This is a genomic window from Mesorhizobium sp. WSM4841 (assembly GCF_055811515.1).
The window spans coordinates 188,277-211,145 of the sequence record NZ_JBVVQC010000005.1; the positions used below are offsets into that span (position 1 = coordinate 188,277).

A 22,869-nucleotide genomic window follows, 5' to 3' on the forward strand; every position below is an offset into this window, starting at 1 on the left:
GTCTACCCTCAGTTACAACGAAGGGAGACGGCTCGCGCCGCCTCCCTGTGGTCTCTTTCCGCTTTGGCGGTTCGGCAAGCCTACTGGGTGGTCCAGCGCTTGATCAGTTCCTCATAGACGATGGTCTCGCCTTTCGGCTTCTCGTTCTCGAGTTTGGCCTTAGGACCGTTCGGCTTGCCCAACCATTCGGCCGGATCTTTCGGCTCGTTGAGTCGCGGACCACAGCCGCCATAGACCTTAGCGGACTCGTCGGCGGCCTGCATGCGGGCCATCGTGATGTCCATTTCCTCAGCGAGGCGATCCATCGCCTGTTGCGGAGTGAACGCCCCGGAGTTCACGTCGCCGATCTGCTGCCACCAGATCTGGGCGAGCTTCGGGTAGTCGGGCACGTTGATGCCGGTCGGCGACCAGGCGACCCGGTCTGGAGAGCGGTAGAACTCCACCCAGCCGCCGAGTTTGGGCGCACGGTCGGTAAACGACTGATGCCGAATGTCGGAATCGCGGATCAGAGTGAGCCCGACATGGGACTTCTTCAAAGACACGGTCTTCGACACGACGAACTGCGCATAAAGCCAGGCGGCCTTGGCACGATCGGCCGGGGTCGATTTCAGGATCGTCCAAGAGCCCACGTCCTGATAGCCGATCTTCTGCCCTTCCTTCCAGTACGGGCCGTGCGGCGACGGGGCCATGCGCCACAACAAATTGCCCTGATCATCGACCGTGTTGTTGCCTTCCGACTTGGGCTTCACCATGTCGGCGAGGAAAGCCGTGTACCAGAAGATCTGCTGGGCCACGTTGCCTTGGCTCAGCGCGGGCAGCGACTGGTAGAAATCGTAGCTCGCTGCTCCGGGAGGCGCAAAGTTGCGCAGCCACTCGTCCCACTTTGCGATGGCATAGACCGACGCCGGACCATTCGCCTCGCCACCGCGCGAAACGCTCGCGCCGACCGGATTGCAGGTGCCCGCCTCCATGCGAATGCCCCATTCGTCGATCGGGATGCCATTCGGCTCGCCGGGGCTGCCGGTGCCGGCCATGGACAGCCACGCGTCAGTCATGCGCCAACCGAGATCGGGTGCGCGCTTGCCGTAGTCCATGTGTCCGAAGACCTGCACGCCGTCGATTTCCTTCACGTCCTTGGAGAAGAATTCGGCGATATCTTCGTAGGCGGACCAGTTCACCGGGACGCCGAGATCGTAGCCATACTTGGCCTTGAACTTTTCCTTGAGTTCCGGCTTGTCGAACCAGTCCTTGCGGAACCAGTAGAGGTTGGCGAACTGCTGGTCCGGGAGCTGGTAGAGCTTGCCGTCCGGGCCGGTCGTGAACTTGATGCCAATGAAGTCTTCGAGATCGAGCGTCGGAAGGGTGACATCCTTGCCTTCGCCGGCCATGAAATCGGTGAGATTCACGGCAAGCTGCAGCCGCGAATGGGTGCCGATCAGGTCGCTGTCGTTGACATAAGCGTCATAGAGGTTGCGGTTGGTCTGCATCTGGGTCTGCACGGCCTGGACGACTTCGCCCTCGCCGAGGATCTGGTGGTTGACCTTGATGCCGGTGATCGCCTCGAACGCCTTGGTGAGCACGGTCGATTCATAAGTGTGTGTCGGGATACCTTCCGACAGCACGTTGACTTCCATGCCGGCGAAGGGTTTCGCAGCATCGACAAACCATTGCATTTCGGCTTCCTGAGCCGAGCGATCGAGGGTCGAAAGGCCATTGATTTCCGTGTCAAGGAATGTCTTGGCTTCGTCCATGCCTGCGTAGGCCTGACTGGCCCCGAGCAGCAGGACTAGTGCCGTTGTCGATGTTAGTAGGTGACGTCGCATGAGGTTCCTCCCATTTCGGTTTCAAGTGCGATCGGAGCGGTCGTTGTGCGGCCGCTCCAACAGTTTCTCCCCCTAGACGAATCGAAAAACGCCGATGGCGTAGACGATCGAGAGGGCGAGTGCCCACCACAGGTTGGGTCCGACAAGACCCAGCCAAGCGAGATGGATGTAGGCGCTGCCTAGCAGCGAAATGAACAGTCGGTCGCCACGCGTAGTATCGAGGCCGAGAATGCCATGGCGCGGCGCTCCGCCAGGACTGGCCCACTCCCACGCGGTCATCCCGACCAGAAGAAGCAGGATCACGCCGAAGAAGGTGGCGGTCTGCCAAGTCCAGGCCATCCATGACAGATCCATCGTCTTTACTCCTTCCCTGCGCCGCCGCTAGACGCGGCCGAGCGCAAACCCCTTGGCGATATAGTTCCGGACGAACCAGATGACGATCGCGCCCGGAACGATGGTGAGCACGCCGGCGGCCGCCAGCAATCCGAGTTCGTAGCCCGATGTGCTCGCCGTCCGGGTCATCACGGCGGCGATCGGCTTCGCGGCGACAGACGTCAGCGTCTTGGCGAGCAACAGCTCGACCCAAGAGAACATGAAGCAGAAGAACGCCGTGACACCGATGCCGGAAGCGATCAGCGGCATGAATATCTTCACGAAGAACCGCGACCAGGAATAGCCGTCTATGAAGGCCGTCTCGTCGATCTCTTTCGGCACGCCGGACATGAAGCCTTCGAGAATCCACACTGCGAGCGGTATGTTGAACAGGCAGTGCGCCAGCGCAACGGCCCATGGCGTGTCGAAGAGATTGATGGCCGAGTAGAGCTGGTAAAACGGCAGCGCGAAAACCGCCGGCGGCGCCATGCGGTTGGTCAGCAGCCAGAAGAACAGGTGCTTGTCCCCAAGGAAGCGGTAGCGCGAGAAGGCATAGGCAGCGGGCAGCGCCACGCTGACCGAAATCGCAGTGTTGATAAATACATAGCTGATGGAGCTGATGTAGCCATTGTACCAAACGGGGTTGGTGAGGATCTCGACATAGCTCGCCACCGTGAAACTGCGTGGCCACAATGAGAAGCCGCCGAGGATTTCGTTCGTAGTCTTGAACGACATGTTGAGCAGCCAGTAGATCGGCAGCATCAGGAAGATGATGTAGACCGTCGGCACGAGCCAAAGGAAGCGCGCCTCCCGGCCGCGTCCGCTCATTACGCTCGCCGACCGGAGACCCGCCGCATTCGACGCCGGTGGCGGCGTTGTCTGCTCTCGCATCAAAACGTCGCTCCTTTTATCCCCAAGGCCTTCCTTCACCGATGTCATCTCAGCCCTCCGCTTCGGATTGGGTCATCAGGGTGTAGAAGAGCCACGACACCAGCAGCGTCATCAGGAAGTAGATGATGCTCATGGCCGCCGCGATTCCGAGGTTGAATTCGCCGAGCGCTGCCTTGACAAGATCGATCGACAGGAAGGTCGTGGCATTGCCCGGTCCTCCGCCTGTCAGTACGAACGGTTCAGTGTAGACCATGAAGGAATCCATGAACCGCAGCAGCATGGCAATGGTCAGCACGCGCTTCATCTTGGGCAGTTGGATAAAGCGGAACACCGACCAGCGTGATGCACCGTCAATCTTTGCAGCCTGATAGTAGGCGTCGGGTATCGAGACGAGGCCTGCATAGGCAAGCAGCACCACTAGCGAGGTCCAATGCCATACGTCCATCAGGACGACGGTGAACCACGCCGACAGCGGCTGGCTGGTGAAATTGTAGCTGATGCCCATCGCGTTGATAACATAGCCGAGCAGCCCGATGTCCGGCAGCGCAAAGATGTTCCACATGGCGCCGACGACGTTCCATGGGATCAGCAACGGCAGCGACATCAACACCAGGCAGACCGCGACCCATGGGCCGGAACGCGGCATGGCAAGCGCCACCGCCACGCCTAGCGGCACCTCGATCAGCAGGATTAACCCGGTGAAGGCGAACTGGCGCAGGAGCGATGCGTGGAAGCGCGGCGAATTAAGGACTTCCTGGAACCACTTAACGCCTTCAAAGAAGAACAGGTTGTTTCCGAACGTCTCCTGAACTGAATAGTTGACCACCGTCATCAGCGGGATGATTGCGTTGAACGCCACCAGCACCAGCACCGGCAGCACCATGAACCAAGCCTTGTTGTTCCAGGTCTTATCCATGCTCAGCCTCCCATCTCGACGCGCCAGGAATCGGCATAGATATTGATTCCTGCCGGGTCGAAAGCGATCTTCGGATCGGCGGGAATGTCCTCGTCCTCGCCGACGATCGCCGCGATGTCGCGGCCTTCGAAACTGGCGCGCACCACCTTGTGGCGGCCGATATCCTCGACCTTCCGGATTGAAACCGGCATGCCGCTGGCGCCAAGCCTGACATATTCGGGGCGGATGCCGAGTTCGATCGCGCCTGTGATTCCAGCCTTGGGCGCGCCCGGCAATTCGATCGTCTGGCTGCCGAGCCGCGCGTTCCTGCCTTCGACCGCGACCGGCATGACGTTCATGCCCGGCGAGCCGATGAAATAGCCGACGAATGTATGCTTGGGCCGCTCGAACAGTTCGGCTGGAGAGCCGATCTGCACGATCTCGCCCTCATACATGACGACGACGTTTTCGGCGAAGGTGAGCGCTTCGGTCTGGTCGTGCGTGACATAGACCATGGTGAAACCGAAGCGCCTGTGCAGCTGTTTCAGTTGCGAGCGCAGCACCCACTTCATATGCGGGTCGATGACGGTCAGCGGCTCGTCGAACAGGATCGCGTTGACATCGGAGCGCACCAGCCCGCGCCCGAGCGAGATCTTCTGCTTCTGGTCGGCGGTCAGCCCCCTCGCCTTTCTCATAGCCATATCGGCCAACCCCGTCATTTCCAGCGTTTCGCGCACCTTGCGGTCGACGTCGGGTTCCGGAACGCCGCGGTTGCGCAGCGGGAAGGCCAGATTGTCGTAGACGGTCATGGTGTCGTAGATGACCGGGAACTGGAACACCTGCGCGATATTGCGCTCCTGCGTCGACAGATTGGTCACGTCCTTGCCGTCGAACAGAAGCTCGCCATGCGACGGATACAACAGGCCGGAAATAATGTTGAGCAGCGTGGTCTTGCCGCAGCCCGACGGCCCCAGCAGCGCATAGGCGCCGCCGTCCTCGAAGGCGTGATGCACCTCCTTCAGCGCATAGTCCTTGTCCGACTTCGGATGCGGCCCGTAGGCGTGGCGGATATGGTTGCAGTCGATGCGCGCCATGTGCCCTCCTCCCTCAAGCCGCCAGCATCTGTGGCGGCGCGGCCGAGCGGCCGTTCGCGTCGAAAACCATGATGTGCCGCGGATCGATGAACACCTCGATGGTCTGGTCCGGCTCGAACACCAGGATGCCGTGCTCCAGCATCACCCAGCGGACATCGGCGAAGTCGAGATGCACAAAGCTTTCAGAACCGGTGATCTCGGTCACCGAGACCTTGGCTTTCACCGGAACCGCCGACGGGCTCGGCCGGGCAAGAGAGAGATGGTGGGGCTGGAAGCCGATCGTGTAACTCGTATCGGCAATACCGGCGAGTTCAGCCGGCACCGGGAGGTTCACCCCACCATCAAGAAGGAAGCTCGAACCGCTCTTCTTCAGCACGATCGTGTTGAGCGGCGGATCGGCGAATGTCTTGGCCGTGACGAGGTCGTTCGGCCTGCGGAAGACGTCGATCGTCGGGCCGAACTGGGTGATGCGGCCTTCGGAAAGCGTCGCCGTGTTGCCGCCGAGCAGCAAGGCTTCATGCGGCTCCGTCGTGGCGTAGACAAAGATGGTGCCGGTCGCCGCGAAGATTTTCGGCAATTCCGCACGCAGCTCCTCGCGTAGCTTGTAGTCGAGATTGGCGAGCGGCTCGTCGAGCAGCACCAGGCTGGCGTTCTTGACGATGGCGCGCGCCAGCGCGGTGCGCTGCTGCTGGCCGCCGGAGAGGCTGAGCGGTGTGCGGTCGAGGAAGGGCGTCAGCTTGAGAAGGGCTGCGGCATCGCGCACCTCCTTGTCGATCTTTGCCCGCTCGGTTCCGGCCACCCTCAGCGGCGAGGCGATGTTCTCGTAAACGGTCATCGCCGGATAGTTGATGAACTGCTGGTAGACCATGGCGACGTTGCGCTTCTGCACCGGGATGCCGGTGACATCCTTGCCATCGAACCAGACCGAACCGGATGTCGGCACATCAAGGCCGGCCATCAGCCGCATCAGGCTGGTCTTGCCGGAAAGCGTCGGTCCGAGAAGGACGTTGAGCGAGCCGTGCTGGAGCGTCAGCGACACGTCGCGTATATGCTCCGTCGCGCCGATCGTCTTCGTCACGTTTCTCAGTTCCAGCATGATGCCTCCTCCCAGGCTTTCTGCATCACTATTCGGCAGCCGCGACATGGCGCCGGCTTATCCCGCGCATGAATTCGTCGAGCGCTGCCGCCTGCTCGCGGTTCAGATGCAGGCCGCGCTTGGTCCTGCGCCACAATACATCTTCGGCCGTCATCGCCCATTCATTTTGAACGAGGTAGCGCACCTCGGCCTCGTAGAGATCGGCGCCAAAGTTGCGGCCAAGGTCGGCATTCGACCTGGCGAGGCCCAGCAGCATCCTTGCGCGAGTCCCGTAAAGCCGGGTCAGGCGGCGCGCCAGACGCGCATCGAGGAACGGATAGGCCGTCTTCAGTTTCGCCACTTCGGCGTCGAAGCCGCTGGCCGGGAAATCGCCGCCCGGCAGCGACGCGTTTGCCGTCCACGGTTTGCCGCGCTTGCCGAGAAAACCCTCGATTTTCTCGAGCATCGATTCCGATAGCCGGCGATAGGTGGTGATCTTGCCGCCGAAGGTGTTGATGATCGGCGCCGTGCCATCGCCGCCGTCGGTCTTCAGAACATAATCGCGGGTCGCTTCCTGCGCCTTCGAGGCGCCGTCGTCATAAAGCGGGCGCACGGCGGAATAGGTCCAGACGATATCCGAACGCTTGACCGGTTGCGCGAAATATTCGCTCGCCGCAGCACAGAGATAATCGATCTCGGCGTCGCTGATCTTCACGTCGTGCGGGTCGCCAGAATAGTCCTGGTCGGTGGTGCCGATCAGCGTGAACTCTTCCTCGTAGGGGATAGCAAAGATGATGCGGCCATCCTTGTTCTGGAAGAAATAGGCGCGCGGATCGTCGAACTTCTTGCCGATGACGATATGGCTGCCCTGTACCAGCCGGACATTGTGCACATCGTTCAAGCCGACCGTAGCGGACAGCACGTGGTCGACCCATGGACCGGCGGCGTTGACCAAAAGCCGCGCCTTGACCTCATCGGTGTCCCCGGTCTGCATGTTTTCCAGCCTGACCGCCCAAAACTCGCCTTCACGGCGTGCGCTGATGACTTTCGTGCGGGTTCGGATCGTTGCGCCGCGATCGGCGGCGTCCCGGGCGTTCAACGCCACCAGCCGCGCATCGTTGACCCAGCCGTCGGAATATTCGAAGGCCTTTCGAAACAACGGCTTCAGCGGCTTGCCGGCTGGGTCCTTTGCCATGTCCAGCGTCTTGGTCGCCGGCAGCAATTTGCGCCCGCCGATGTGGTCGTAAAGGAAAAGGCCGAGCCTGATCAGCCAGGCCGGGCGCAGGCCCTTGGCGTAGGGCAGCACGAAGCGCATCGGCCAGATGATGTGCGGCGCGTTTTTCCAGAGAACCTCGCGCTCCATCAGCGCCTCGCGCACTAGGCGGAACTCGTAGAACTCGAGATAGCGCAAGCCGCCATGGATCAGCTTGGTCGAGCCGGAGGAAGTGCCGCTGGCCAGATCGTTCATTTCGGCAAGGAAGACCGAGAAGCCGCGCCCAACCGCATCGCGGGCGATGCCGCAGCCGTTGATACCGCCACCGATGACGAAGATGTCATGGATCGGGGGTGCGCTCACAATAGTCCTCCCGGATTTCGCATTGCAGCATTTTTAGGTTTTTACGAAACCGTGATGGGATTATTTCGAAATGAGAACGAATGTCAAACGAAATATAAACGGCGACAATTGCCGCAACGGCACCCACTAGGAGAGCGACGTTTCGATCAGTTGAACCTCTGCCTCCTGGCAGATCTTGCGCACCGACGGGATGTCGCAGCGGTCGGTGATGAAAGTGTTGACCTGCGACAGATGGCCGATGCGGACCGGCGCTGTCCGTTCGAACTTGGTCTGGTCGGAAACGAGGATAACATGCCGGGCATTGGCGATGATCGCCTGCGCCACCTTCACTTCACGAAAATCGAAATCGAGCAGCGCGCCGTCATGGTCGATCGCCGAGGCGCCGATCACCGCGTAGTCGACCTTGAACTGCCTGATGAAATCAACCGCCGCCTCGCCGACCACGCCACCGTCTGAGCCGCGCACGACGCCGCCGGCGATCACCACTTCGATCGAAGGATATATGCGCATCCTGTTGGCAACATTGATGTTATTGGTGATGACCATCAGGCCGCTGTGATCAAGGAGCGCCTTGCTGACCGACTCCGTCGTGGTGCCAATATTGATGAACAGCGAGGCATTGTCCGGGATCAGCCTGGCTGCTGCGCGGCCGATCGCCTCCTTCTCATCGGCGGCGATCTTGCGCCGTGCCTCATATTCCATGTTCTCGATGCCGGATGGGAACAGCGCCCCGCCATGAACGCGCGATAGCAGCCGCTGGTCGCACAAATCGTTAAGGTCCTTGCGAATGGTCTGCGGCGTCACGTTGAAATGCGTCGCCAGGTCGTCGACCAGCACGCGGCCATTGTCCTTGGCCATCTGGACGATTTCGGAATGACGCGGCGACAGATACATTGGGGACCTCCCGTTTTCGTTTTTCTTGTCTATAGCGGAAAACGAAAGTGATGAAAAGGCATGAGCCGGCTAACGAAATTACATGCGTCCAAAGACAAACCTCGACGCAACTTTGCCGACCAATTTCAGGCCATGCCGCGGGCGATTTCGGTGATGACCTCGAAAGCGGTGTCGACATCCGCCGCCGTCGTCTCGAACTGACCGACCTGAAAGCGGATCGCGATCTGCCCGTCCACCCGTGTCTGCGTCAGGTAGATGCGGCCATCGTCGTTGATCGCATTGACCAGTCGCAGATTGTGTTCGTCCGAATCGATGCCGGCCGCGGCCAGATGCCGGAACGAAAACAGCGACAGCATCGGTTCCGTGACGATCTCGAAATCCGGTTCCCTGGCCAGCCGGGCGGCAAGACCTTCGCTCCAGGCGACATGGCTGCGGATCATGGTCCGCAGATTTTCCAGCCCGTGTGCGCGCAGCAGGAACCACAGTTTCAGTGCGCGAAAGCGCCGCCCGAGCGGCACTGACCATTCGGAATAGTTGATGATGCCGTCGCGTCCATGCGTCTTCAGGTAATCCGGCTTGATGGCGAGCGTCCGCACCAGGTCTTCCGGTCGGCGGATGAACTGCATCGAGCAGTCGAACTGCGCGCCCAGCCATTTGTGTGGGTTGAAGACGATGGAATCCGCCTCCTCCACGCCCGCCCAGAAATGCCGGTATTCCGGACATATCATCGCCGATCCGGCCCAGGCGGCATCGACATGCAGATAGAGCCCGTACCGCTTTGCCACGGCGGCGACGCCGGCGATGTCATCGGTGCCGCCGGTGCTGGTGCCGCCGACACAAGCGATGATGCCGGCCGGCAGCATGCCGGCATCCCGGTCGGCGACGATCGCCGCTTCGAGGGCTGTGACATCCATGGCGCGAAGGCGACCGGCAACCGGAATGCGCACGAGATTGTCCTCGCCGATGCCCGATACCCAGATTGCCCGGTCGATGGAGGTATGGACCTGGTCGGAAGAATAGACGCGCAATATCGGCTGGCCTTGCAGACCCTTCTTGTTGCCCTGCCAGTTCAGCGCGCGCTCGCGCATGGTCAGCACGGCGGCAAGCGTCGCCGACGATGCCGAATCCTGCATGACGCCGGAAAATCCTTCCGGCAGGCCAAGCGCCTGACGCATCCAGTCGACGACGCGCGTCTCGAGTTCGGTCGCTGCCGGCGAGGTCTGCCAGAGCATGCATTGCGCGGCCATCACCGAGACCAGATATTCGGCCACCACGGAAGCTGGTGCGGCATTGGCCGGGAAGTAGGCGAAGAAGCGCGGATGCTGCCAATGCGTCATGCCCGGCAGGATTTTTTGCTCGAAGTCGGCGAAGATTGCCTGCATCGTTTCGCCTTTTTCCGGCGGCGAGACATCGATGCTTCTAAAGATTTCGCCCGGTTCGACAAGCGGCCGCACCGGCCTTTCGCGAAGTGTGCTTCTGTAGTCGGCACCCCATTCGGCCGCGTACAGCGACCATTCCCGGAATTCGTTGCTATTCATTTTCCTCTCCGTCGCATCGAGCCCAGCAATCAAAGAGCACGAAAAACGGAGGCTTTCATTCGGGAAAATCGGGCAGGCTCGCAAAAGCAGCCTTCAGTGCATTCGACCAGCCGTCCGAGATCGTGCGGTAGTATTGATCGTCCTGGGCTATCCGCTTCTTCAGGCTGACCTTGAAGGCGTCCTTTTCATAGAATAGCAGGTCGAGCGGCAGACCCACCGACAGGTTCGATTTCAGCGTCGAGTCGAACGACACCAGCAGCAGTTTCACCGTCTCGGCGAAACTCATCGTCTTTTCATAGGCGCGGATGATGATCGGCTTGCCGTATTTGGTCTCGCCGATCTGGAAAAACGGCGTGTCGTCGGTGGATTCGATGAAATTGCCTTCCGGATAGATCATGAACAGCCGCGGCGCGCTGCCCTTGATCTGGCCGCCGAGGATAAAGGAGGCATTGAAATAGGAATCGGCCTTCTCGCCCGCCGGCGACGAACTGGCGATGACTTCCTTGACGGTGTCGCCGACCATCCGTACCGTCTGGTACATGGAAGGCGTTTCGAGCAGCGTCGCGTGGCGATCGGCCACCGCCTTGGTGCGTTCGTCGAGCAAACTGACGACGGCCTGCGTCGTCGCCAGATTGCCGGCCGACATCAGCACGATGACGCGCTCGCCCGGCTCCTCCCAGACATGCATCTTCTTGAAGGTCGAGATTGAATCCATGCCGGCATTGGTACGCGTGTCAGACATGAACACGAGCCCACGATCGATCTTCAGGCCGACGCAATAGGTCATCGAATCTCTTTGGCGGCAATCTTGCCGTGGATTACTGCTCCACGGTGACGATGACCGCAAGCTGTTCTTCCGCTTGTCCCAGCCGAATTCCTGATACGGGCGTGGCGTCGCGGTAATCACGGCCGGTCGCCACCTTTACATAGCGTTCGTCGGGCGAAATGCCGTTGGCGACGTCGAACGCGACCCAGCCAAGGCCCGCAACATGCGCCTCGGCCCAGGCATGGCTAGCCGCCTGCTCGACCGCCGCATCCATCATCAAATAGCCGCTGACGTAGCGGGCCGGAAAGCCCATGGCGCGTGCGGCGGCGGCAAAGATGTGGCTGTGGTCCTGGCAGACGCCGGTCTTGAGCGCCAGCGCGTCCTCGGCCGGCGTCGCCGCATTGGTGGTGCCCGGCGTATAGGCGACGCGCTCGCCGATCACCGCCATCAGCCGGTGCAATCTTTCGATATCAGTCCCCTCGCCGACCGAGGCCGCGAGTTCGCGAATGCCGCTGCCGACCGTGGTCAACGGGGTTTCATGGCCAAACAGCCAGAGCGGCGCGAAACCCTGATGTGGCCCGGAGACGCCAGATGTGTCGCGTGTCACCACCTCGCCTGATGCCTCGACGGTGATGAAATCGCGCTCGCCTTCGACGCTCAACAGCCGCGTGTCATTGCCGAAATGGTCGGTGAAGCGAACTTCCTCGCGCGCCCCCTCGATCGTCAGCGCCCAGGACAAAACGGTCTGCGTCGGCCCGCTGACCGGAAGCAGCCGCAACCGCTGCAACAGATAGTGCACCGGCGCATCGTAGCGGTATTCGGTCCGGTGGGTGATCCTCAGCCGCATTGCTCTCGTCCCCTGAGCATGATCATTTCCGGAAACAGGCTTTCACTTTCCGGGATCATGCTCAATAGAACCTGTAGTCCTGCGCGATCTCGTCGCCGAGCCTGGTGTTGTCGCGAATGAAATTGGCCAGGAATTCATGCAGGCCGGCGTCGAATATGTCCTTGATCGAGCCGGCCGTCAGCATGGCCTGGGTCTTGCCCGCTGTCGCATGACAGGCATGGCGCTCGCCATAGTCGTCGCCCAGGAATCTGAGGTGCTCCGTCAGGAAACGGTAGCAGAATGTCAGCGAGCGCGGCATGCGAACGTTGAGGATCAGATAGTCGGCGATGTTGCTCGGCTTGTAGTCTGCCTCATAGACCCAGCGATAGGAGCGGTGCGCCGACACCGAACGCAGGATCGATTCCCACTGGTAGTTGTCGAGCGTCGAGCCGACCCACGAGATCGACGGCAACAGCACGTAATATTTCACGTCCAGGATGCGCGCCGTGTTGTCGGCGCGTTCGACATAGGTGCCGAGCTGCGAGAAATCGAAGATCTCGTTGCGCAGCATGGTGCCGTAGAACGAACCGCGGATCAGCGCCGTTTCGCGCTTGATCGCGTCGAGCACGCTGGGCAGGTCGCGTTCGTCGATCGGCTTGGCCAGCATGCGCTTCAGCGACATCCAGGCCTCGTTGATGCTTTCCCAGGTTTCGCGCGTCAGCGCGGTGCGCACCATGCGGGCGTTGTTGCGGGCCGTCTCGATCGACACCATCGTGCTCGACGGGTTCGATGTGTCGCGCAGCAGGAAATCCGCGACGTTGGCGGCGGTATAGTCGGAATATTTCTGCGTGAAGGCAGCGTCCGAACCGGCACTGAGAAGCACCGAATTCCACTCTTCGGAGGCGTTCTGGGTACGAGTCAGCGCCATGCGCAGCCCGGCATCGACCAGCCGCGCCATGTTTTCCGCCCGCTCGATGTAGCGGTTCATCCAGTAGAGCCCGTTGGCGGTGCGGCCGAGAAGCATGGAAAGCGGCCCTTCGGGGCTAGTGAGTAGTGAGTGGTGAGTAGTGAATAGTGAATGTTTGGATTTCGACGGAATATGACATTGTGCTTTCCTCTGCTGCCGACTACTGAATACTTACTACTGACTACTGACTACTGACTACTGACTACTGACTACTGACTACTGACTACTCACTATTCACTATTCACTATTCACTAATCATCCAGCACCCATGTATCCTTGGTGCCGCCGCCCTGGGACGAATTGACCACCAGCGAGCCCTCCTTCAGCGCCACGCGCGTCAGCCCGCCCGGCACGATCTGGATGCGGTCGGAAACCAGCACGTAGGGCCTGAGATCGACATGGCGCGGCGCCAGCCCCTTGTCGGTCAGGATCGGACAGGTCGACAGCGCCAGCGTCGGCTGGGCGATGTAGTTCGACGGTTTTGCCGCGAGTTTTTTGGAAAAGTCCTCGCATTCCTTCTTGGTCGCCGCCGGCCCGACCAGCATGCCGTAGCCGCCGGAGCCGTGCACCTCCTTCACCACCAACTCGTCGATATGTTCGAGCACGTATTTCAGGCTGTCCGGCTCCGAGCAGCGCCAAGTCGGGATGTTGCCGAGGATTGCCTTGCGGCCGGTGTAGAATTCGACGATCTCGGGCATGTAGGAATAGATCGCCTTGTCGTCGGCGATGCCGGTTCCCGGCGCATTGGCGATGGTGATGTTGCCGGCGCGGTAGACATCCATGATGCCCGGCACGCCAAGTGCTGAGTCCGGACGGAAGGTCAACGGATCGAGGAAAGAATCGTCCACCCTTCGATAAAGCACGTCGATCTGCTTGTAGCCTTCGGTCGTACGCATCGCGACGTGGCCATCGACGACGCGCAGATCCTGCCCCTCGACAAGCTGCACGCCCATCTGGTCGGCAAGGAAGGCATGTTCGAAATAGGCTGAGTTGAAGCTGCCCGGCGTCAGCACGGCAATGGTCGGCGCACCCTTGGTGCTCAGCGGTCGCACCGCTGCCAGCGACTGGCGCAAGAGCTGCGGATAGTTTTCCACCGGCCGCACCTTGATCTGCTGGAACAGCTCTGGGAAGAGCTGCATCATCGTCTCGCGGTTCTCCAGCATGTAGGAGACGCCGGACGGCGTGCGCGCATTGTCCTCCAGCACGTAGAACTCGTTCTCGCTGATGCGAACGATATCGACGCCGATGATATGGGTGTAGACGCCGGCCGGCGGCCGTACCCCGATCATCTCCGGCAGGAACGCCTCGTTCTTGGCGATCAATTCCTTGGGGACGCGCCCGGCGCGCAAGATCTCCTGGCGGTGGTAGATATCGTCGAGAAACGCGTTCAGCGCCTGGACGCGCTGCTCGATGCCCTGCGTCAGCCGTCGCCATTCATTGCCGGAAATGATGCGCGGGACGATATCGAAGGGAATAAGGCGTTCGGAGGCTTCCTGCTCGCCATAGACGGCAAAGGTGATACCGGTCTTGCGAAAGACGCGTTCGGCGTCCTGCATCTTCTCGCTAAGCCTGGCCGGATCCTGCTCCTTCAGCCAGCGGTCGTAAGCCGAATACGGTTTTCTCAATCCGGAGATTTCCGGAAGCATTTCGTCGAACGCTGCCAATCGCATACTCCCCTGTGAGGCCATTTCACTGGCGTCACGCGAGAAAATCAAGCGCAATCGGTGATTTGGAGGATGCTGGCGATCAGTATGTCGCGACCTGCCTAAAATTAGGGCATCGCCGATATGGCTGGGTCAGGCTTTGCCTCGTGCCCGGGCAGGCGGCCGGCGCCGCTCAGAACGCGCGGAAGGTGACGACTGTAAACGTGTCCTTGATACCTGGAAGAATCTGCACCTTCTCGTTGACGAAATGGCCGATGTCTTCCTCGTCGTCGACATAGAATTTGGCGAGCAGATCGTAGTCGCCGGCTGTCGAGTAGATTTCCGAGGCGATCTCGGCATCGGCCAACGCGCCGGCAACGTCATAGGACTTGCCCAGATCGCACTTTATCTGCACGAAAAATGCCTTCATTGCCCGGTCCTGCTCAAGCTTGCACGCATATCGGCCCTTGTGGCAGACTGCCGCCCGGCTTTCAAGCATCAGGACGGCGCTCAGGCGGAACCCGGCTTAAGTGCAGCCAATCGCCGAAATGTTCGCGCCCGCTGATCGTCGGGCCGGACGGCAAGGATTACCCGACGGCAGTTCCCGCATCACTGGCTGCAACCTGCGCGCGGCACTTCGCTGAGCACCTGAGCGCTCGATCACATCGCCGGGATATCGCCCCTAGCCCAGCCCTCGGAAATTTCCGCCGCCCGCGCCTCGAAGGCGCCGGCGTCGATGGCGGCACGAATGTCCTGCATCAGCCTCTGGTAGTAGGAAAGGTTGTTCCAGGTCAGAAGCATCGCCCCCAGCGCCTCTTGCGAGCGGACCAGATGATGCAGATAGGCGCGTGAATAATCTCTGGCGGCCGGGCAGTCGCTTTCCTCGTCGAGCGGACGCGGATCCTCGGCATGGCGGGCGTTGCGCAGATTGACCTTGCCGCGCCTTGTATAGGCGAGGCCATGGCGGCCGGCGCGCGTCGGCATCACGCAATCGAACATGTCGATGCCGCGCGCCACCGATTTCAATATGTCGTCGGGCGTGCCGACACCCATCAGATAACGCGGCCTGTCGGCGGGCAGTTCCGGGCAGGTGATGTCGAGCATTTCGAGCATCACCGCTTGCGGCTCGCCGACCGCCAGCCCGCCGATCGCATAGCCCTTGAGGTCCATCGCTTTCAGCGCCTGCGCCGAGCGCAGCCGCAGGGCCGGTATGTCGCCGCCCTGGACGATGCCAAACATCGCCTTGCCCGGCTGGTCGCCGAACGCCGTCTTGCAACGCTCGGCCCAGCGCAGCGACAGGTCCATGGCCCGCTCGATCTCCTTCTCCATGGCCGGCAGCGCGGTGCATTCGTCGAGCTGCATCTGGATGTCGGAATCGAGCAGCCCTTGGATCTCGATCGAGCGCTCGGGCGACATCTCATGGGCGGCGCCGTCGATATGCGAGCGGAAGGTGACGCCGTTTTCGGTCAGTTTCCTAAGCTTCGACAGCGACATCACCTGGAAGCCGCCGCTGTCGGTCAGGATCGGATGCGGCCAGCGGGCGAATTCATGCAGGCCGCCAAGCCGCGCCACACGTTCGGCGCCGGGCCGCAGCATCAGATGATAGGTGTTGCCCAGGATGATGTCCGAGCCGACACCGCGCACCTGGTCCATATACATGGTCTTGACCGTGCCGCCGGTGCCGACCGGCATGAAGGCCGGCGTGCGGACTTCTCCGCGCGGCATGGTGATGGAGCCGCGCCGCGCTTTGCCGTCGGTCGCCAGCACCTCGAAGGTGAACGCCTTAGTCATTGAATTCCTTGTTCTATACCGGGAGCGCGTCCATCGTTGTCCTCTTTGAACAGAAGGCTTGCATCTCCGTAGGAGTAGAACCTGTAGCGGGTCTCGATGGCATGCGCATAGGCCGCACGCATCGTTTCCAGACCGCAAAACGCCGAAACCAGCATGAACAGCGTCGAACGCGGCAGATGGAAATTGGTCATCAGCATGTCGGCGGCCTTGAATCGGTAACCGGGTGTGATGAAGATGTCGGTCGGACCCGACCATCCGGCCAATGTGCCGTCCTCCCGCGTGGCGCTCTCCAGCAGGCGCAGCGACGTCGTGCCGACGGCGATGATGCGCCCGTCGCGCGCCTTCGCCGCGTTGAGCGCCGCGGCGGTTTCCGGGCTGACAGAACCGATCTCGGCATGCATCTTGTGGTCGGCGGTGTCGTCGACTTTCACCGGCAGGAACGTGCCGGCGCCGACATGCAGGGTGACGAAGCGCCGCTCGACGCCCTTGGCATCGAGAGCGGCGAAAAGCTCGGGCGTGAAATGCAGGCCGGCAGTGGGTGCCGCCACAGCCCCCTCCTCCCTGGCATAGATGGTCTGGTAGTCGCTGCGGTCGCGTTCGTCGTCGTCGCGCTTCGAAGCGATGTAAGGCGGCAGCGGAATGTGGCCGACGGCGTGTAGCGCCTCATCGAGAAACGGACCTGACAGGTCAAAACCGAGCAAAGCCTCGCCGGCCTCGCCCTTCTCGATCACCGTGGCATCGAGCTGGCCGAGAAAGCAGGAATTGGCGTCATGGCCGAAATGGATGCGGTCGCCAACGGCGATGCGCTTGCCCGGCCGCATGAAAGCCAGCCAGCGGTCGGGAGCCACTCGCATGTGCAGCGTGGCTTCGACCTGCGCCGCTGCTTCGCCGCGCCGCCTGATGCCTTTCAGCTGCGCCGGGATGACCTTGGTATCGTTGAAGACCAGCACGTCACCGGTCTCGAGCAGGGACGGCAGCTCGCGCACCGTCCGGTCCTCAAGTCCCTCACCCGGCCTGACAACCAGCATTTTGGCGCTGTCGCGCGGTTCCGCCGGTCGAAGCGCGATGCGCTCCTCCGGCAGATCAAAGTCGAATAGATCGACGCGCAAGAAAACCCCGCCTCAAAATTCCGGGCAGGTCACCGCCCAGGCGCCAACACCGTCGATGCTCAGCGTGCCGCCCATTGCGAAATTGGACTGTTCGCTGGCCTTGACCAGTCGCAATTTGGCTACGATCGAGCTGATGCCCTCATCGGTGAGGTCGATCGCCATCTGCTGGTCGTCCTCGAATGCCTGTCCGACGATGACTTTCGTCGAACCCGGCTGACCGTCGGTGGTCCAGTTCCTGCCGCCGGCATCAAGCCATACGCGCGCAACCGCGATGACGGCAGTGTGCCCCATCAGGACGTCGATCGATGCCGCGTCGCCCTCAGCGCTGCAAACAATCGATTCTGTCGCCAGCGCCGGAGTAGCCGCCGCGACAAGCATCAGAGTGATCGCCGCGACAGCTCGGTAGGTCATTTTACGTCGGCCGCCACCTTCAGCGACACGATCTTGTCAGGATCCGGCACCGGCTCGCCGCGCTTGATCTTGTCGACATTGTCCATGCCTTCGATGACCTGGCCCCAGACCGTGTATTGGCGGTTGAGGAAGGCGGCATCGTCGAAGCAGATGAAGAACTGCGAGTTGGCCGAGTTCGGGTTCTGCGAGCGTGCCATCGAGCAGGTGCCGCGGCCGTGATTGGCGTTGGAGAACTCCGCCTTCAGGTCGGGCTTGTCGGAGCCGCCGGTGCCGGCGCGCGACGGTGCGAAAGAGGGCTTGCTGGAATTGCCGAATTTCACGTCCCCGGTCTGCGCCATGAAGCCGTCGATGACGCGGTGGAACACCACGCCGTCATAAGCGCCTTCGCGCGCCAGTTCCTTGATACGGCCGACATGGCCGGGTGCCAGATCGGGAAACAGTTCGATGACGACCTTGCCCTTGGTCGTTTCCATGATGAGCGCGTTCTCGCGGTCCTTGATCTCGGCCATGTCAGAATATCCTTTGAAACAAATAGGTTTACTTGCCGTCGGCGGCGATGCGCACCTTGATCATGCGATCGGGACCGGTGACGACCCCGTTCTGCGCCTCGTCGCCTTTCTTTATCTGGTCCACCAATTCCATGCCTTTCTCGACATTACCGACGATGGTGTACTGGCCATCGAGCGGCGGCGCCGGCGCGAACATGATGAAGAACTGCGAATTGGCGGAATCCGGGTCCTGCGAGCGGGCCATTCCGACCACGCCGCGCTCGTAGCGCTCGGACGTCGAGAATTCGGCCGGCAGGTCGGGAAGATCGGAACCGCCGGTACCCACAGCATCGGCGTTGAAGCCGTTTTTCATGTTGCCGAACTTCACGTCGCCGGTCTGCGCCATGAAGCCGTCGATGACGCGGTGGAAAGCGACGTTGTCGTAAGCGCCCTGACGCACCAGCTTTTTGATCTGCTCGACATGCTTCGGCGCGAGATCGGGCCTGAGCGCGATGGTCACGTCGCCGCCCTTCAGCGTGATGATCATGGTGTTTTCCGGATCGGCGGCGAACGCCGAAACGGTTGCAGCCACAAGACCGAAAACAACGACAAAGCAGGTGGCGAGCCTTTTGAGCGGCATGGATATTTCTCCGAAAACCTTTGTTTCATGCATGTCGTTGTCCCAAAACCGGGTTCCACGTTGGGGCGACACGCATTATTTCGCAAATTTGGCGGTAAGTGCGCCGGCCACAGCCGCCGGCACGAAGGGGCGGATGTCACCTCCCATCGAGGCTATCTGACGGACAAGTGTGGCGGTAATGGTTCGCACCGAGGGGCTGGCGGGCAGAAAAACCGTCTGCAATTCCGGCGCCATGGTCTCGTTCATGCCGGCCATCTGCATCTCGTAGTCGAGATCGGTGCCGTCGCGCAGGCCGCGGATCATGATCGAGGCGCCCTGCTTCCTGGCCGCGTCGATGACCAGCCCGTCGAAAGCGACAACCTTGATGCGCGCGCCGTCGCGGCCGAATTCGGCCTTCGTCGCTGCTTCGATCAGGCCGACCCGTTCCTCGAACGAAAACAGCGGCTTTTTGCCAGGATGAGTGCCGATCGCCGCATACACGGTGTCCGCCACGGCCAGCGACGCCTTCAGCACGTCGAGATGGCCGTTGGTCGGCGGGTCGAAGGAGCCGGCATAAAGGGCGATGCGTTCGGTCATGGCAGGGTGCTTCTAGCGAGCCTCTCTCGCAAAGGCAATCCGATCAGCGAGCCGCCAATGCATGTCGCCGCAAAAGCATGCCCTCGGGCCTGACCCGAGGGTGCGCGGCGGCTTTGGGACAACGACATGCACCCAGAAAGGGACTCGAAGCGCATCGGCTGAGCCACGTTAATCGCGATGCGCTTTGAGTGAACCTTTTGGCCGAGATGAACGACCAATGAATGGGCCGATCACGAAGGCTTCACGCAGCGTTCACTAGGTTGCAGCTTCAGAAGATGAAACCAAAACCCCATTTAATCGTTGCTAGGTGCAGGAGAACACGCACATGCTGATCTACATGCTCGCCGCCGCAATGACCGTCGCCATGCTGATAGCCACTGTATTCGGGCTGCATCAGGAAGCAGGGCGTATCCGCGCCAAGGTCAATACCAAACGGTTCGAAGGCTTCGGTATCCGCAAGCCTTATCGCCACTTCTGAACCGGCCGCTATCTGTTGACGGCGCCGGACCCACGGGCCGGCACACCCCAATCAAGGCTTAGTCGGCGTTGTTCTCCGGGCCAGCGCCTTCAGTACCGATATCCAGAGTTGCGTCGCCGTCGACGCTCTCTTCGGCTTCCTCGTCTGATTGCGGTTCCGTTATCCGCTCCACCGAAACGACCTTCTCGCCGTCAGCCGTGTTGAAGATGGTCACGCCCTTGGTGGCGCGGCTGGCGAAACGAATGCCGTTGACCGGCACGCGGATGACGGTGCCGCCGTCCGAGACAAGCATGATCTGATCGTCGTTGCCTACCGGGAAAGTCGCCACCAGGCGGCCGATCTCAGCCGCTTTCGACACATCGGTGGCGCGGATGCCCTTGCCGCCGCGCCCTGTGAGGCGGAAATCATAGGAAGACGAACGCTTGCCGTAGCCATATTCCGTCACCGTCAGCACGAACTGCTCGTGTTCCTTGAGGAATTCGTAGCGCTCGTCGGAAAGCTCCGTCTCCTCGCCGACCTCCTCATTAGTGAGCTGGATATCTTCGTCCTCGCCCGCCGCAATGCCGGCGGCGAGCCGCCTTTCGGCCGCCACCCGCTTGAGATAGGCGGCGCGCTCGGCCGGCGGCGCCTCGACATGTTCGATCACCGCCATCGAGATCACCCGGTCGGTGGCAGCCATGGCGATGCCGCGCACGCCGACCGAGTTGCGGCTCTGGAAGACGCGCACGTCGCTGACCGAGAAGCGGATGCACTGGCCGGAGCTTGCGGTCAGAAGCACGTCGTCATTATCGGTGCAGGTCTCGACGCCGAGAATCTCGTCGCCTTCCTCTTCCAGCTTCATGGCGATCTTGCCGTTGCGGTTGACCTGGACGAAGTCCGACAGCTTGTTGCGGCGCACCGTGCCGCGCGTCGTGGCGAACATCACGTCGAGCTCGCCCCAGCTGGTCTCGTCCTCGGGCAGCGGCATGATGGTGGTGATGCGTTCGCCCTGCTCCAGCGGCAGCATGTTGATCAGCGCCTTGCCGCGCGACTGCGGATTGCCGATCGGCAGGCGCCAGACCTTTTCCTTGTAGACGATGCCACGCGAGGAGAAGAACAGCACCGGCGTGTGGGTGTTGGCGACGAACAGCCGGGTGACGAAATCCTCTTCCTTGGTCGACATGCCGGAGCGGCCCTTGCCGCCGCGGCGCTGTGCCCGGTAGAGCGACAGCGGCACACGCTTGATGTAGCCGGAATGGCTGACCGTCACGACCATGTCCTCGCGCTGGATCAGGTCCTCGTCTTCCATATCAGCCCCGCCCTCTGAGAGTTCGGTGCGGCGCGGCGTGCCGAACTCGTCGCGCACGGCGGCAAGCTCGTCCTTGACGATCTGCTGAATGCGGGCTCGGGACGACAGGATGTCCAGGTAATCCTTGATCTCGTCGCCTATCGTGTTCAACTCGTCGGCGATTTCGTCGCGGCCGAGCGCGGTCAGCCGCTGCAGGCGCAGTTCGAGGATGGCGCGGGCCTGTTCCTCGGACAGATTGTAGGTGCCGTCCTCATTGATGCGGTGGCGCGGATCGTCGATCAGCAGGATCAGCGATTCGACGTCGCCCGAGGGCCAGCGCCGCTCCATCAACTGCTCGCGCGCCGTTTGCGGGTCCGGCGCGCTGCGGATCAGCTTGATGACCTCGTCGATGTTGGCGACGGCAATGGCAAGGCCAACCAGCACATGGGCGCGGTCGCGCGCCTTGCGCAGCAGGAATTTCGTGCGCCGGCTGATCACGTCCTCGCGGAAGGCGACGAACGCCTTCAGCATGCCGGTCAGCGTCAGCAATTCCGGCTTGCCGCCGTTCAGCGCCACCATATTGGCGCCGAACGACGTCTGCAGCGGCGTAAACCGGTAGAGCTGGTTGAGGATGACGTCGGCGACCGCATCGCGCTTCAGTTCGATGACGACGCGGTAGCCCTGGCGGTCGCTCTCGTCGCGAATGTCGGAAATGCCCTCGATGCGCTTGTCGCGCACAAGCTCGGCCATCTTCTCGATCATCGACGACTTGTTCACCTGGTAGGGAACCTCGGTGATGACGATCGATTCACGGTCGTTGCCACGCGCCTCGACGTTGACGCGCCCGCGCATGACGATGGAACCGCGGCCGGTCGAATAGGCGCTGTAGATGCCGGAGCGGCCGAGCACGATGCCGCCGGTCGGGAAATCCGGCCCCGGAATGATCTCCATCAGCGCCGGCAGATCGATCGCCGGATTGTCGATGAGGGCGATGGCGCCGTTGCAGACCTCGCCCAGATTGTGCGGCGGGATGTTGGTGGCCATGCCGACGGCGATACCGCCGGAGCCGTTGACCAACAGATTTGGAAAGCGCGCCGGCAGGACTTTCGGTTCACTGCCGGACGCATCATAAGTGTCCTGGAAATCGACGGTGTCCTTGTCGATGTCTTCCAGCAACTCATGCGCGACCTTGGTCAGGCGCGATTCGGTGTAACGCATCGCCGCCGGCGGATCACCGTCGATCGAGCCGAAATTGCCCTGCCCGTCGATCAGCGGCACGCGCAGCGACCAATCCTGCGCCATGCGCACCAAGGCGTCGTAGATCGAGGCGTCGCCATGCGGATGGTATTTGCCCATCACGTCGGCGACCGGGCGCGCCGACTTCACATATTTGCGATTCCAGTGGTAGCCGCTCTCATGCGCGGCATAGAGGATGCGGCGATGCACCGGCTTCAGCCCGTCTCGCACGTCGGGCAGCGCACGGCTGACGATCACGCTCATGGCGTAATCGAGGTAGGAGCGCTGCATCTCCTCGATGATGGATATCGGCTCGATGCCGGTCGGGCCGCCGTCGGCGCCGCGCGGTGTCTTCTGGTCGGTCAAATCAGGTCACAATCTAATCGGGAATCACTCGGTGCTTATATAGGAAGCCGGGTCGAAACTCCAATGTCCGCGGCAGTTTTCCAGTGGCGATTTTTGTGGTGATTTCAAAAGGATATCACTGATTGCGACGATATGGCCGAGGCGCTT

The 22,869-nt window shown here is 61.4% G+C and carries 22 protein-coding genes; 1 reads left to right on the forward strand and 21 read right to left on the reverse strand.

Annotated features, from left to right (window positions below):
• Positions 1-80: 80 nt before the first annotated feature.
• The 20 genes from AC0L14_RS08290 to coaD form a co-directional block, all read right to left on the reverse strand.
• Positions 81-1,823, reverse strand: a complete 1,743-nt coding sequence (locus AC0L14_RS08290) for an ABC transporter substrate-binding protein (protein WP_254025941.1) — start codon at positions 1,821-1,823, stop codon at positions 81-83.
• A gap of 72 nt (positions 1,824-1,895) precedes the next feature.
• Positions 1,896-2,177, reverse strand: a complete 282-nt coding sequence (locus tag AC0L14_RS08295) for a DUF2160 domain-containing protein (RefSeq protein WP_473487039.1) — start codon at positions 2,175-2,177, stop codon at positions 1,896-1,898.
• 27 nt (positions 2,178-2,204) lie between these two features.
• Positions 2,205-3,023 carry a carbohydrate ABC transporter permease gene (locus AC0L14_RS08300; RefSeq protein ID WP_473526784.1) on the reverse strand — a complete coding sequence of 273 codons (819 nt, stop codon included), beginning with the start codon at positions 3,021-3,023 and terminating at the stop codon, positions 2,205-2,207.
• Between the two features lie 112 nt (positions 3,024-3,135).
• On the reverse strand, positions 3,136-4,002 hold the full coding sequence (locus AC0L14_RS08305) for a carbohydrate ABC transporter permease (RefSeq protein WP_065007669.1): 867 nt from the start codon (positions 4,000-4,002) through the stop codon (positions 3,136-3,138).
• A 2-nt stretch (positions 4,003-4,004) separates the two neighbouring features.
• A complete protein-coding gene (locus AC0L14_RS08310; protein WP_473526785.1) occupies positions 4,005-5,075 on the reverse strand; it encodes an ABC transporter ATP-binding protein in 1,071 nt (356 codons plus the stop codon).
• 13 nt (positions 5,076-5,088) lie between these two features.
• Entirely contained in the window at positions 5,089-6,171 is a 1,083-nt protein-coding gene (locus tag AC0L14_RS08315) for an ABC transporter ATP-binding protein (RefSeq protein WP_473639175.1), read from the reverse strand.
• A gap of 28 nt (positions 6,172-6,199) precedes the next feature.
• Positions 6,200-7,726, reverse strand: a complete 1,527-nt coding sequence (gene glpD / locus AC0L14_RS08320; protein WP_473749138.1) for a glycerol-3-phosphate dehydrogenase — start codon at positions 7,724-7,726, stop codon at positions 6,200-6,202.
• A gap of 126 nt (positions 7,727-7,852) precedes the next feature.
• The gene (locus tag AC0L14_RS08325; protein ID WP_473487044.1) at positions 7,853-8,620 is read right to left on the reverse strand and encodes a DeoR/GlpR family DNA-binding transcription regulator; all 768 of its coding nucleotides are present in this window, start codon (positions 8,618-8,620) and stop codon (positions 7,853-7,855) included.
• Between the two features lie 125 nt (positions 8,621-8,745).
• Entirely contained in the window at positions 8,746-10,158 is a 1,413-nt protein-coding gene (locus AC0L14_RS08330) for a pyridoxal phosphate-dependent decarboxylase family protein (protein WP_473749139.1), read from the reverse strand.
• Positions 10,159-10,213: 55 nt separating this feature from the next.
• On the reverse strand, positions 10,214-10,945 hold the full coding sequence (locus AC0L14_RS08335) for a proteasome-type protease (protein WP_095492829.1): 732 nt from the start codon (positions 10,943-10,945) through the stop codon (positions 10,214-10,216).
• Between the two features lie 31 nt (positions 10,946-10,976).
• Positions 10,977-11,771, reverse strand: coding sequence for a transglutaminase family protein (locus tag AC0L14_RS08340; RefSeq protein ID WP_473487046.1), 795 nt, complete (start codon positions 11,769-11,771; stop codon positions 10,977-10,979).
• Between the two features lie 61 nt (positions 11,772-11,832).
• A complete protein-coding gene (locus AC0L14_RS08345) occupies positions 11,833-12,774 on the reverse strand; it encodes an alpha-E domain-containing protein (protein WP_473487047.1) in 942 nt (313 codons plus the stop codon).
• A 194-nt stretch (positions 12,775-12,968) separates the two neighbouring features.
• Positions 12,969-14,381 (reverse strand): circularly permuted type 2 ATP-grasp protein, encoded by a 1,413-nt coding sequence (locus AC0L14_RS08350; protein ID WP_473487048.1) that lies wholly within the window; start codon positions 14,379-14,381, stop codon positions 12,969-12,971.
• 172 nt (positions 14,382-14,553) lie between these two features.
• Positions 14,554-14,790 (reverse strand): Lrp/AsnC ligand binding domain-containing protein, encoded by a 237-nt coding sequence (locus AC0L14_RS08355; protein ID WP_095492825.1) that lies wholly within the window; start codon positions 14,788-14,790, stop codon positions 14,554-14,556.
• Between the two features lie 230 nt (positions 14,791-15,020).
• The gene (gene tgt, locus AC0L14_RS08360) at positions 15,021-16,151 is read right to left on the reverse strand and encodes a tRNA guanosine(34) transglycosylase Tgt (RefSeq protein ID WP_473526790.1); all 1,131 of its coding nucleotides are present in this window, start codon (positions 16,149-16,151) and stop codon (positions 15,021-15,023) included.
• On the reverse strand, positions 16,148-17,260 hold the full coding sequence (queA, locus tag AC0L14_RS08365; protein ID WP_473749141.1) for a tRNA preQ1(34) S-adenosylmethionine ribosyltransferase-isomerase QueA: 1,113 nt from the start codon (positions 17,258-17,260) through the stop codon (positions 16,148-16,150). Before queA ends, tgt begins: the two co-directional genes overlap by 4 nt.
• A 12-nt stretch (positions 17,261-17,272) precedes the next feature.
• On the reverse strand, positions 17,273-17,671 hold the full coding sequence (locus AC0L14_RS08370; protein WP_473487051.1) for a hypothetical protein: 399 nt from the start codon (positions 17,669-17,671) through the stop codon (positions 17,273-17,275).
• Positions 17,668-18,180: a peptidylprolyl isomerase gene (locus AC0L14_RS08375; protein ID WP_023801171.1), complete on the reverse strand. Its 513-nt coding sequence runs from the start codon at positions 18,178-18,180 to the stop codon at positions 17,668-17,670. Before AC0L14_RS08375 ends, AC0L14_RS08370 begins: the two co-directional genes overlap by 4 nt.
• A gap of 28 nt (positions 18,181-18,208) precedes the next feature.
• Complete coding sequence (locus AC0L14_RS08380) at positions 18,209-18,799, reverse strand: peptidylprolyl isomerase (RefSeq protein ID WP_258116836.1); 591 nt, start codon at positions 18,797-18,799, stop codon at positions 18,209-18,211.
• A gap of 75 nt (positions 18,800-18,874) precedes the next feature.
• Positions 18,875-19,375 (reverse strand): pantetheine-phosphate adenylyltransferase, encoded by a 501-nt coding sequence (coaD, locus tag AC0L14_RS08385; RefSeq protein ID WP_473487053.1) that lies wholly within the window; start codon positions 19,373-19,375, stop codon positions 18,875-18,877.
• A 325-nt stretch (positions 19,376-19,700) separates the two neighbouring features.
• Here coaD and AC0L14_RS08390 point away from each other — a divergent pair, with 325 nt between their 5' ends.
• Positions 19,701-19,853: a hypothetical protein gene (locus tag AC0L14_RS08390; RefSeq protein ID WP_473487054.1), complete on the forward strand. Its 153-nt coding sequence runs from the start codon at positions 19,701-19,703 to the stop codon at positions 19,851-19,853.
• A gap of 58 nt (positions 19,854-19,911) precedes the next feature.
• Here the strand turns inward: AC0L14_RS08390 and gyrA are convergent, their stop codons facing one another.
• On the reverse strand, positions 19,912-22,722 hold the full coding sequence (gyrA, locus tag AC0L14_RS08395; RefSeq protein ID WP_473749143.1) for a DNA gyrase subunit A: 2,811 nt from the start codon (positions 22,720-22,722) through the stop codon (positions 19,912-19,914).
• Between the last annotated feature and the right edge of the window lie 147 nt (positions 22,723-22,869).